The 11,733-nt window shown below is 45.7% G+C and carries 13 protein-coding genes and 1 pseudogene; 10 read left to right on the forward strand and 4 right to left on the reverse strand.

The window, feature by feature from the left end; genetic code table 11:
• Positions 1 to 108: 108 nt before the first annotated feature.
• Positions 109 to 270, reverse strand: a complete 162-nt coding sequence (locus tag QY97_RS20460) for a hypothetical protein (RefSeq protein WP_156994490.1) — start codon at positions 268 to 270, stop codon at positions 109 to 111.
• Between the two features lie 379 nt (positions 271 to 649).
• Here QY97_RS20460 and QY97_RS13325 point away from each other — a divergent pair, with 379 nt between their 5' ends.
• From QY97_RS13325 to QY97_RS13360, 8 genes and pseudogenes are all read left to right on the forward strand, one after another.
• Complete coding sequence (locus QY97_RS13325; RefSeq protein ID WP_039237057.1) at positions 650 to 1,357, forward strand: phosphoadenylyl-sulfate reductase; 708 nt, start codon at positions 650 to 652, stop codon at positions 1,355 to 1,357.
• Between the two features lie 68 nt (positions 1,358 to 1,425).
• Positions 1,426 to 2,571 (forward strand): sulfate adenylyltransferase, encoded by a 1,146-nt coding sequence (gene sat, locus QY97_RS13330; RefSeq protein ID WP_039237060.1) that lies wholly within the window; start codon positions 1,426 to 1,428, stop codon positions 2,569 to 2,571.
• Between the two features lie 13 nt (positions 2,572 to 2,584).
• The gene (gene cysC, locus QY97_RS13335) at positions 2,585 to 3,178 is read left to right on the forward strand and encodes an adenylyl-sulfate kinase (protein WP_039237063.1); all 594 of its coding nucleotides are present in this window, start codon (positions 2,585 to 2,587) and stop codon (positions 3,176 to 3,178) included.
• Between the two features lie 80 nt (positions 3,179 to 3,258).
• Positions 3,259 to 4,044, forward strand: a complete 786-nt coding sequence (cobA, locus tag QY97_RS13340; RefSeq protein WP_039237064.1) for a uroporphyrinogen-III C-methyltransferase — start codon at positions 3,259 to 3,261, stop codon at positions 4,042 to 4,044.
• Positions 4,041 to 4,808: a sirohydrochlorin chelatase gene (locus QY97_RS13345; protein ID WP_039237066.1), complete on the forward strand. Its 768-nt coding sequence runs from the start codon at positions 4,041 to 4,043 to the stop codon at positions 4,806 to 4,808. The genes cobA and QY97_RS13345 overlap by 4 nt, the downstream gene beginning before the upstream one ends.
• 17 nt (positions 4,809 to 4,825) lie before the next feature.
• A complete protein-coding gene (locus QY97_RS13350; RefSeq protein ID WP_052717066.1) occupies positions 4,826 to 5,410 on the forward strand; it encodes an NAD(P)-dependent oxidoreductase in 585 nt (194 codons plus the stop codon).
• A 15-nt stretch (positions 5,411 to 5,425) separates the two neighbouring features.
• Complete coding sequence (locus QY97_RS13355) at positions 5,426 to 6,334, forward strand: sulfite exporter TauE/SafE family protein (protein WP_039237068.1); 909 nt, start codon at positions 5,426 to 5,428, stop codon at positions 6,332 to 6,334.
• Positions 6,335 to 6,609: 275 nt separating this feature from the next.
• A pseudogene (locus QY97_RS13360) lies at positions 6,610 to 7,560 on the forward strand (SDR family oxidoreductase).
• Between the two features lie 105 nt (positions 7,561 to 7,665).
• Here the strand turns inward: QY97_RS13360 and QY97_RS20995 are convergent.
• From QY97_RS20995 to QY97_RS20855, 3 genes are read right to left on the reverse strand one after another with little or no spacing between them, the layout of a single operon-like run.
• Positions 7,666 to 7,791 (reverse strand): hypothetical protein, encoded by a 126-nt coding sequence (locus tag QY97_RS20995; protein WP_261337363.1) that lies wholly within the window; start codon positions 7,789 to 7,791, stop codon positions 7,666 to 7,668.
• Between the two features lie 17 nt (positions 7,792 to 7,808).
• Positions 7,809 to 8,093 (reverse strand): spore coat protein, encoded by a 285-nt coding sequence (locus QY97_RS20850; RefSeq protein WP_232506306.1) that lies wholly within the window; start codon positions 8,091 to 8,093, stop codon positions 7,809 to 7,811.
• Positions 8,080 to 8,298, reverse strand: a complete 219-nt coding sequence (locus tag QY97_RS20855; RefSeq protein ID WP_232506308.1) for a hypothetical protein — start codon at positions 8,296 to 8,298, stop codon at positions 8,080 to 8,082. The genes QY97_RS20850 and QY97_RS20855 overlap by 14 nt, the downstream gene beginning before the upstream one ends.
• A 362-nt stretch (positions 8,299 to 8,660) precedes the next feature.
• Here QY97_RS20855 and eutB point away from each other — a divergent pair, with 362 nt between their 5' ends.
• Together eutB and QY97_RS13375 are read left to right on the forward strand one after the other, a co-directional pair.
• Positions 8,661 to 9,623: a hydroxyectoine utilization dehydratase EutB gene (gene eutB / locus QY97_RS13370; protein WP_039237111.1), complete on the forward strand. Its 963-nt coding sequence runs from the start codon at positions 8,661 to 8,663 to the stop codon at positions 9,621 to 9,623.
• A gap of 178 nt (positions 9,624 to 9,801) precedes the next feature.
• Positions 9,802 to 11,523, forward strand: coding sequence for a PucR family transcriptional regulator (locus QY97_RS13375; protein WP_039237070.1), 1,722 nt, complete (start codon positions 9,802 to 9,804; stop codon positions 11,521 to 11,523).
• Positions 11,524 to 11,733: the final 210 nt, after the last annotated feature.

Genomic DNA, 11,733 nt, shown 5'->3' on the forward strand with positions numbered 1-11,733 from the left:
CCATGTTATCTCTAGTTGTGTTTCTTAATTATACAAAAAAGTACCCTATAGGTAGACTTTTTTTGGTGTCTACTCTATAGGGTACACTTTAAAAAGTATCCGGTCTTTTTATTGCTGGGAAACCACTGGACAATTCTTTAAATACTTGATGTGGGTCAATTCAACCTGGTGTGGAGGGGAAAGCCTTTTAATGTCACAGTATCCAGCATCATCAATATCCAAAATCTTATATGGCTCTCCTTCATACAGAATAATATCCTGTTCTTTCACCGCAGAAGACCTCTCCCTATATAAATTTAACCTGCTTTTACTATTTTAAATGACCTAACAGAGAAGCCGGTAATGGGTACATTCTATATACACCGAGACCTTCACACTGCCTGCATACTTTTCCGTTGAGGAATCCTCTGACTAGAGGAACTCTGCCTAAGCCGTTACATTCTGTACATACTCGTCTGTGGGTCATCAAATTCCTCCTTTAAACGGGAAAACCCTACTTTTTTTTAGTATACCCGAGTTGTTTCCTCTTTAACCTCCGCAAAATTGTAAAAAAATATGTAAATTTTTTAAATAGGGTTTGACTTTAAGTAATTTTCTGATAGTATTATCTATATCCTTTAAATCCTATCAATAAAGTAGGTGTTTGATTTTGATCACATATCATGATTGGAATGAAGAGCAGCATGCCCTTTTTCCAGAAGACAGCGAAACAAAAGGGGCACTGGAAACGCTCCGCTGGGCGTATGAAGAGTACGAAAACGACATTGTATATGCCTGCAGCTTTGGTATTGAAGGCATCGTATTGATTGACTTAATTTCAAAAGTGAAACCAAATGCAGAAATTGTATTTTTAGACACTGGCTATCACTTTAAAGAGACGTATGAACTCATTGATAAGGTAAAAGCCGCTTATCCTGAGCTGAATATTCGCATGCAGCAGCCTGATTTAACGATTGAAGAGCAGACGGCTCAGTATGGCAAAGATCTATGGAAAACCAATCCAAACCAGTGCTGTGATTTAAGAAAAATTGAGCCGCTCAAACAAGTGCTTTCTCCGTCTATTGCCTGGATTTCAGGACTGAGAAGGGAGCAGTCAGAATCGAGAAAGAACACGAATTTCTTGAACCAAGACCACAAATTCCAAAAGGTTAAGGTATGCCCGCTGATCCACTGGACATGGAAAGATGTCTGGCGCTACGTGACGAAGCATGAATTAGCCTATAATCCGCTTCATGACCAAGGCTATCCGAGTATCGGCTGCGAGACATGCACAAAGCCGGCCTACTCCCTAGAAGACATGCGTGCAGGCCGCTGGGCAGGCACCGGCAAAACGGAATGTGGGTTACATACCACCTAAGTGACGCATTTTTTTGGCTATAAAACTGAGTATTTTGGTAAGTTTAATAGAATTAGGAGGTTTTAATGATGACAAAGAGTATTCCACACGGCGGTGAACTCGTACAATTATTCAACCCGGATTACAATATCGCTTCGATTGAAGCAGAAATTGAATTGGACCAAACGGCATTAAGTGACTTAGAGCTGATCGGCACAGGTGCTTACAGCCCGTTAAGAGGCTTTTTAACACAGAAGGATTATAACTCTGTAGTAAAAAACATTCGTCTAGCTGACGGAACGGTTTGGAGCCTGCCTATTACTCTTCCGGTCACAGAGGAAAAAGCTGCGGCATTGCAGGAAGGAGAAACAGCTCTTCTTGTTCATGACGGCATTCCTTACGGCGTGATTGATATTGAAGAAATTTATCAGCCGGACCAGCAGGCAGAAGCTCAGGAAGTATACAGAACAACCGAGCTTGCCCACCCTGGCGTAAAGAAGATGTTTGACCGCGGTTCCGTTTACGTAGGCGGCCCGATTACACTCATCCGCCGCATTGAACGCAAGCAGTTTGCCGAATTTTATTTTGACCCGGCCGAAACAAGAGCGATCTTTGAAGAAAAAGGCTGGAACAAGGTCGTTGGGTTCCAAACGAGAAACCCTGTACACCGCGCTCATGAATATATTCAAAAGACAGCGTTAGAAACCGTAGACGGCTTGCTTTTAAATCCTCTTGTCGGCGAAACAAAGTCTGATGACATCCCGGCCGATGTCCGCATGGAAAGCTATCAGGTTTTATTAAAAGAATATTATCCAAAAGACCGTGTGAAATTAGCTGTATTCCCGGCTGCTATGCGCTATGCAGGTCCTCGTGAAGCGATCTTCCATGCGCTTGTCCGCAAAAACTACGGCTGCACACATTTTATCGTAGGCCGTGACCACGCAGGTGTCGGCAGCTACTACGGCACATATGATGCTCAGAGAATTTTTGATCAATTTACGGAAGAAGAGATCGGCCTTACGTTGCTGTTCTTCGAGCACAGCTTCTACTGCGAGAAATGCGGAGCCATGGCTTCAGCTAAAACATGCCCGCACGATAAGGAGCACCATGTCATTCTTTCCGGTACGAAGGTTCGTGAAATGCTGCGTGCAGGCGAGGTGCCGCCGGCTACCTTCAGCCGCAAAGAAGTGATCGAAGTCCTCATTCGCGGATTAAGAGAAAAGGAAACGGTGTAAGAGGAGGAAAAGCATGAGCACAAATATCGTATGGCACGACCAATCCCTGACAAAAGCAGAGAAAAGAGAAAAAAATGGCCATCACAGTGCGGTTTTCTGGTTTACCGGGCTCTCTGGTTCCGGCAAATCAACGGTTGCTAATGCAGCGGCCAAAAAACTGCATGAACTAGGGGCACAGACGTATGTATTAGACGGCGACAATGTCCGTCACGGCTTAAATAAAGACCTCGGCTTTTCTGATGAAGACCGAAAAGAAAACATCCGCCGCATCGGCGAGGTAGCAAAACTGTTTGTAGACAGCGGCCAGCTTGTATTTACGGCTTTCATCTCTCCTTTCAAGGAAGACCGCGCCGTTGTACGCGAGCTTTTGGGTAAGGATGAATTCGTGGAAGTATTCGTCAGCTGCCCGATTGAGGAATGTGAAGCCCGCGATCCAAAAGGGTTGTACAAAAAGGCAAGAAAAGGAGAAATACCGGAGTTTACCGGTATCTCTTCTCCATACGAAGCACCGGAAAAGCCTGAGCTTGTACTGGAAACCGACCGCTTTTCCGTAGAGGAATGCGTGGATCAGCTTATTTCTTACATGAAAGCAAACAAGTGGCTGTAACAACAGGATCATGACAAGGAAAGCCAGCAGCGGGAAGTACCCGCTGCTGGTCTGAAAAAGAAAGCGTGGAGGTGTCCGTTATGGCAAAAGTGTGGTTAGTCGGAGCTGGACCCGGCGATCCCGATCTCATTACAGTAAAAGGTTTAAAAGCAATCCAGGAAGCCGACGTGATTTTATACGACCGTCTGGTCAGTGAAGAGCTCCTTAACTATGCGAAACCGGAAGCGGAGCTGGTTTTCTGCGGAAAATTACCGGATCATCATTTCCTGCAGCAGGAAACGATCAATTATCTGCTTGTGAAGCATGCGAAGAAAGGCAAAAAGGTTACCCGGCTGAAAGGCGGCGATCCATTCGTGTTTGGCCGCGGCGGGGAAGAAGCGGCCTTTTTGGCGGAACATGGCGTAGCGTTTGAAATCGTGCCGGGCATCACTTCAGGCATCGCCGCTCCAGCTTATGCAGGTATTCCGGTCACACACCGCGGCCACAGCGCTTCGTTTGCCATTGTCACCGGGCATCGCCGCGAAGGAGAAAAGGAAGAACTAAAGTGGTCTGCTTTAGCCAATGGAATTGATACATTAGCTGTTTATATGGGGATGAAGAACCTGCCCTATATTCAAGAGAAGCTTCTTTCCCACGGCAAGCCGCCTGAAACACCGGCTGCTTTAATCCACTGGGGGACGACAAATGAACAAAGAACGGTCACAGGGACACTAGCGACGATTGCAGACATTGCGAAGCAGGAAGGCATCACGAACCCAAGCATGATTATTATTGGAGAAGTGGTAGAGCTCCGCGAAAAGCTGAAATGGTTCAATGAGTGGGAGAAAGAAGAAATAGCTGCCCTTGCCGCAGGAGCCGAGCAATGAAAGCCGTCCTGTATGTTTGCCACGGCAGCCGTGTAAGGAAAGGCCGAGAAGAAGCGTACCATTTTATTGAGCAGACCAAACCGTTCGTGGATGTACCCATTCAAGAAACCTGCTTTCTAGAGCTGGCAGAGCCGACGATTGCTCAAGGTGTTGCCAGCTGTGTAGAGCAGGGAGCGGATGAAATTATCGTTTTTCCGTTTTTACTGCTTGCCGCAGGCCATGCGAAAAAAGACATTCCGCATGAATTAAAGAAAGTAAAAGGTCAATTTCCGGCTGTCACTTTTTACTACGCCCAGCCGATTGGCGTTCATGAAGCGTTGATTGACATCCTGATTGAGCGGATGGAGGAAACTGGGGAATCCATTGAACCCGATGACTCCGTGTTAATCGTCGGGCGGGGGAGCAGCGATACGCAAACGCTGGCTGATTTTGTATCTATACGGAATTTATTCCGTCTTAAAACCAACTTAACTGATGTGAATATAAGTTATTTGGCGGCCGCTTCTCCGCGTTTTACCGATGAAGTGAAGCGGTTATCGGAGGAAGCGGCGTCTAAACTATGGGTGCTTCCGTATTTGTTGTTCACCGGCATGCTGTCTCATTCGATGAAGAAGGAGATTAAAGCCCTGCCGATGGCAGAATCAGTGGTGCTGACAAAGTGTCTCGGCTATCACCCGGCCATCCGGCAGATTATTCATCAGAGAATTCAGGAAGCCGAACAGCTAGAGGAGGGGTTCTTATCTTTCCGATCAATCTCCATCTAACAGATGAAAAAATAGTTATGATAGGAGGCGGGCAAATCGCCCTGCATAAGATTCAAAACCTCCTTCGCTTTCGGTTAAACATATGTGTCGTCAGCCCGGTGATCCATCCAGACATAGAAAAGCTGGAGAAAGATGGCCTTGTTGCTGTTCAGCTAAAGGAAGCAGAAGAGGCAGACTATCAAGACGCTTTCCTTGTGATCGCTGTGACAAATTCGCCTGAGGTGAACGACGAAGTAGCCCGGAAAGCAAAGGCCATGGGAAAGCTCGTTATTCATACCGGCCAGCAGGAGCTCGGCAACTGCACCATACCAGCGACATTACAAAGGGGACGCTTTACGATCAGCATATCGACCGGAGGGGCCAGCCCAACGCTGGCCAAACAGTTAAGGGATGAGCTGGAGGAGCAGTATGACGAGTCTTATGGCGAATACATTGATTTTCTATACGAAGTCAGACAAACGGTGAAGAAAGTAGAGAGTGACCGTGCGGTACGCCGGCGGCTGCTGAAGGTAGCAACAGATCCTGCCTTTTATAAAGATGAACAAAAGCGGATGGACTTTCTACATAAGCTCCAATCGAAGGCTGGCGCAACAGATAGATAAGAGGGAGGGAGATGCATGGAACGATTTGTCATATTAGCACTTGTTGGGCTTGCAGCTCAGCTGGTGGACGGGGCACTCGGGATGGGGTACGGACTCACGTCAACGACACTTTTGCTTACAGCAGGGGTTGCCCCCGCAATCGCTTCTGCTTCGGTCCACATGGCAGAAGTAGTGACCACAGCTGCTTCAGGCGTCTCACATGTAAAGTTTGGGAATGTGGATAAACAGATGGCAAAGCGTCTCATCATCCCCGGAGCCATCGGAGCCTTTTTAGGAGCTACCTTTTTAAGCCAATTAACAGGTGAATACGTTCGATTATATGTGTCGATCTTTTTGCTTTGCTTGGGACTATACATTTTAACTCGTTTCTTATTTCTGCAGGACGCACGCAAACAAGAACACAAGGTGCTGACGAACAAATTCTATGTTCCTCTCGGTTTTGTGGCCGGATTCTTTGACGCAAGCGGCGGAGGAGGATGGGGGCCTATCGCCACGCCTGCTTTGCTGTCACAAAAAGGCATGGAACCGAGGAAGGTTATTGGAACAGTGGGCGCCAGTGAATTTGCGGTGGCTTCCGCCGCCACCTTGGGCTTTATCATTTCTCTGGGGCTAGGGAACATTAACTGGCTTTGGGCAGGAGCGATTATGCTCGGAGGCGTCATTGCCGCACCGATTGCAGCCTGGATCGTCAAGAACTTGCCGACCAAGATATTAGCCGTTATCGTCAGCGGCATGCTGATCTTTACAAACACCAATGCCATCCTCAGCTACACGAATATTGAGCCGTTCTGGGAGAATATGATCTACGGTGTGATTGTTGCCGTTTGGCTGATGATTGTTCTTTACGTCATCCAGAAAGAGAGAAGGCTTATACCGAGAGCTGTCCAATATTTACAAGATCAGAAATCGAGAAAAACATCCTAACTCACGTTAGGGTGTTTTTTATGCCTGCTTGTGAGACCTAGAGAAGCCCTTCTCCTTTCCTGCCGTTTTGGAAGAGGAGCGACAGGGTAAGTGGTTAGCAAAACGTCAAGGGAATGGCGGCAAAAGCACAAGGCGCAGCAGGAAGGAACACTAACAAAGAGAGAAGGCTTTGGCATCTTCTCTCTTTTAGTTTCATCCATTATTTAATTTACCCCTCAGGGCATTTTCGGCAAAATCGATCTAACCGCATCTAAGAAGGAGAGGAGGGGAAAGACATGAACTTAAAGAAGCTAAAAGACCAGGTGATCGTGATTACAGGGCATCGAGCGGGATTGGCCTTGTGACCGCCAGAATGGCTGCGGCAAGAGGAGCCAAGGTTGTTGCCGCTGCACGAAATGAAGAGGCATTAAAGGAATTAGTTCAGGAGCTAAAGGGAAAAGGACAGTCAGCTGTCTATGTAAAAGCAGATGTCGGACGTGAAGACGAGGTCAACAGGATTGCGGAAACAGCGATTCAAACATTCGGGCGTTTGGATACATGGGTGAATAACGCTGGCAGCTTTATATTTGGACAGGCCATGGAAGTAAGCAGCGAAGACGCACATCGTCTGTTTACAACCAACTTTTGGGGTGTCGTGCACGGGACGAAGACGGCCGTTCAGCATTTTAAGGAGAGAGGAATGCCGGGAGCTGTCATTAATGTGATTTGCCGTACATGGACGGACGGAAAGTATAAGAACGGAATTGGAGAAGGAGAAGGCGCCTGTGTCCATCACACTCATCCGCCCAAGCAGAGTGGATACGCCTTGGAACAAGCGTGGAAGAAGCTATTTAAAGAAGCAGCCGGCTCATAGAGGGAGGGTTTATCCTCCCGAAGCCGTGGCGGAAGCCATTCTCTATTCGGCCGAACACCCTAAAAGAGATATATTTGTCGGTTCGCAGTCGAGGGCGGTGCAGCTGATAGGCTCTCTTTTCCCGCGTCTAATGGATAAATGGATGGAGCTGACGATGTATGTGACCCAGCAGGATGAAAGGCCATCTAAGCCGAAGGAAGAGAGCGCTTTATATAGTGCCGGGTATGGCTTGCACGAGAGAGGAACAAATAAAGGGTGGATTCGTTCGGGAAGCATGTATGTCAAAGCTTCTAAACATCCTGTTCTGACAGCCATGGCCGCAACCGGAGCCGAGGCTGCCACTTACTGGGCAGCCATGAACCGAAAGAAATAACCTAAATGGACGTATTCGGCATAAAAGCGGCACCCGAATGGTTAGATTCAACTACTAAACCTACAGGTGCCGTTTCTCATTATTTATTTTTTCTATTATAAATCTTTATTGATAAAGCTGATCGCTCTCGCCGGCAGTTGGGTTTTGTCCCTGGTAATTGTTTAGGTACTGCTGAAGTTGTTCCAGATCCTCAGGCACAACTTGATACATCGCCCCGATTTTCTCCACCATCTTCGGATCCGCCGGTTCTAATGGATAATACCCTTTTTTACCATGTACTGCCACATATCATAAGCATGGGCACAGCTTATCATGAAAGCCGTTTGATGGAAAGAACGCAGCTCGGGATTTGCGGCTTCCATTGCGGAATAAGCATATTCCCGGCCGGCGCGCTTTAACGTGAGTAAATAGGCGGTGGCCATTTCCCGGTCGTTAAAATCCTCTACAACCGTACGCGGCTGTACGGGCGAGTATTGAGCCATTGACGATTGAGTGTAGTCACTCAAATGCCCATCTTCCTTAAAAAGCTTCAACTCTCTTTTTGCCCCCTTCCGCCTCATTCATAAAAGAAGCCTTCATATTATAATCACGAATATGGAATGGAAAATGGCGCTCCAGGATGCTTTTAAATTCCGGGTCTTGTACATGCTGCAGCATGTAGGACATGTTGGTGATCGAATTTACACAGCTCATCGTTAACTCATTTAAGTCATTCAGTTCATGTGCTGCAAGTCTCATTGGCTTCCTCCTTGTGTGGATATTTTTAATGTTTGATGCAGGAAGTACTTTGCGGCTTGTTAAGAGTTATTGGGAGCGGGTGAGTCCGCCCAGTAACTATGTATTCACTATGAATTCGTGTTTCCTATCCGGCCGAGAGCAACTTCCCTCCTTTAACATGTACGGAAGGAGCCGCTATTATTTGATGGGAGTAAAAAGCTAACCGAGCCTTGTTTCATACCATATGTATAAAAAACCGTCCCCTCCCTAGTCATATTTAACAATTGATGTCTGAAAATTGAGACTATATAATGCGTGTGAGCACATTATTGCTTTATTTAGGAGGGATTGTATTGAATCATCTTCAGTCAATAGAAAAGGAAATGAGCATACGCCATATATGGGAAGCGAGAAAAAGGATTGCTCGGATCATTAACCGGACTCCGCTTATTCAGTCTTTTGTTTTGTCCGAACTGGCAGGCCGCCCCGTTTATTTAAAGCTTGAAAACACGCATGACATCGGCGCATTTAAAGTAAGGGGGGCAGCTAATAAAATACTAAGCTTAAGTGACGAAGAAAAAAAGCGCGGAGTAGCGACGTTTTCCACAGGCAATCATGGCATGGCGGTGGCATATGTCGCCAGAATGCTTGGAATTGAGGCAGTCGTTTGTATTTCCCATCGTGTGCCGAAAGCGAAAGTAGATTCATTAAAACGGTTAAACGCCAAAATTGAAATTTACGGAGAAAGCCAGGATGAGGCGGGCAAGCGGTGCTATGAGCTGGAAAAAGAGAAAGGGTTAACATTGATTGAACCGTTTGATGATCCTTATGTGATTGGCGGTCAAGGAACCATCGGGCTGGAAATATTGGAGGACATCCCTGATGTAACAGATATCATTGTTCCTTTATCGGGAGGCGGATTGCTGTCAGGAATAGGGCTAGCTGTAAAATCGAATGATCCTCGCATAAGAGTGACAGGTGTATCGATGGAGAAATCAGCTGTCATGCATGAAAGCCTGAAGGCTGGAAAACCTGTGAAATTAGAAGAATCAGAGACGCTGGCCGATAGCTTATTAGGCGGCATAGGATTAGATAATAAGCATACATTTCGGATGGTTCAGCGGTATATGGATGCCAATCTTCTGATTTCGGAAAAGGATATTGCCCTCAGTATGGCATTTATGATGGACAAACATCGAATGATCATAGAAGGAGCGGCAGCAACAGGAGTGGCCGCTCTTCTAACGAATCAAATTCCCCGCCAGGAAGGAGCCGTCGCTGTGGTGATCAGCGGTCAAAATGTAGACCTCTCCCTCATTTATAAAATTATTCAAAATTACGTTTAAGGACGACACACCTATGATCCTCCTTTCTTTGAGAAGGATATTCTCCCTGTAGTCCTTTCGATTGGGTTAAATTGGATAGCTAAATGTAAATTTATGTGAAAATGTGGTATACTTTATGCGATTTGAAGGATGAAGTTGGATTAGTATAAATCAAACACCTAGAGGCAAGGGGGATAACATGGGGTTAACAGTGAAGGATGTTTCGAAATTCAGTGTGATGTCGAAGGCGCGGGTGCGGGCAGGAAAAGAGGTATTGGATGAGCATTGTGTTCAGTGGATATCAGCGATTGAAATGCCCGTAGAGAATTTTGTAAGAAAAAATGAAGTAGTACTAAGCACAGGCGTGGGGTGTGAGAAGGATCCTTCTTCACTTAGGCAATTTGTGGAAGATGTCATCGAGTCAGAAGCATCTGCGCTCATTCTCGCTTTAGGCCGATTTATTTTCGATATACCTAGTGACATCATCGAGCTGGCAGAGGAGAACCAATTTATCATTATTGAAATACCATGGGAAATTCGCTTTTCAGATATTATTGAGGAGGTTATGCAGGAGCTGAATGCCATTCAGCAGAAAGAGCAAAAGACCTCAGAGAAGATACAGCAGGAACTCCTGAAATTAATTTTGGAAGATGCGGAGCTTGATCAGATTTCCAGTTATATTCAAAACAGTGTAGGGTGTCCCGTTGTGATTACAGACCAGGCAGGGGTATTGCTGGATAAAAAGAGTATAAGACCTGCATTAGTGAAGAAGTGGGAAAGCTATGTGGTGAATGGGGTGATTCCAGTGAGAGAGCTGGCCGCCCCTTTGACGCAGGATCCGATGTTTCATAAATTTCAAACAATTGAGGTAGAGGGGGAGGTCCTTCTTCAGCTGCCCGTTTTGCAGGTATTGGACGATCCACAGGGGTACCTGTATGCACTATTACCTGTTCCTCCTCATCCCTCTGCTCAATCTTTTTTAACAACCTATCGGGTGAATATTTTGGAACATGCCGTCACCACCATCAACCTTTGGTTATCGAGACAAAACGCCATTGAAAAAACAAAAATGCGCCTTCGCAGTGATTTTGTGCAGGAACTGGCAAAAGGAGAATTCATCTCTTGGGACCAAGCCCATTCACGGGCAAAATTGCTAGGGTACAATATTCAGCTGCCTTATGTTTGTATTATAGGATACCCTGAAAACTTTAAAAAGCTGTTTAATAAACGCAAACAAGACTATCAATCTTTTAACCATTGGCTGGACAGCATGATTCGTTATGTGGAAGAAGAAACTTTCTATGCTGCTCAATCTTTAAAAAGAGAAGTAATGATCACGTATCAAGAAGAGCAAATCATTCTTTTTTTGGAAAGCGCAGGTGAGCAAAAAACTGAAAACGCTTCAGCCTTCTTAGATCTTGTTGAACGGCGTTTAAACAATTTGCTGCCCGAAGTGGTGATCTCCTGGGGAATAGGTGATTATAAGGAGAATTTAAAAGGGTTCGAGCAAAGCTACGAGCATGCAAAAATGGCACTGGAAATTGGCCGGCGCAAGAAGGGGCCGGGGAACCGCACCATGTATGAAAATACACGAATTGACCGCGTTCTCTTAGAGATTGCCCGCAATGAAAATATGAAAGAAGTCGTGATGTCGACCATTGAACCGCTTATCCGCTATGACAGTCAGCGGAACATGGATTTGATCGAGACGTTTAGTACGTATAACCGGTGTAACGGCAACGTAAGCCAGACGGCTAGAATCTTGAATCTGCACAGGCAATCTTTACTGTACCGGTTAAGAAAAATAGAATCGTTGACAGGACTTGCTCTCATTGACCCGGATGATTTATTTCTTTTAGAGTTAAGCATTAAAATTTGGAAAATGGCCCCGTATGAAACTAAAGCAGCTCAATTCAATTGATCACTATGGCATAAGACTTTAGAAAAAGCTGCCCTGATAGCGAATGCTAAGCTATCAGGGCAGCTTTTTTGATAAATTGACAGTTTATTTTCTGAAAAGTTTATACAATTTGTCAGATGATAGATCGTTAACGGTTTTACTATAATGTGATTACAAGATAAGTATTCATAAAATTCAAACAATAAACGGGCAGGCAGGAGGGATGTTCCG

Origin of the sequence: Bacillus thermotolerans (genome assembly GCF_000812025.2) — a bacterium.
GTDB classification, from domain to species: Bacteria; Bacillota; Bacilli; order Bacillales; family Domibacillaceae; genus Quasibacillus; species Quasibacillus thermotolerans.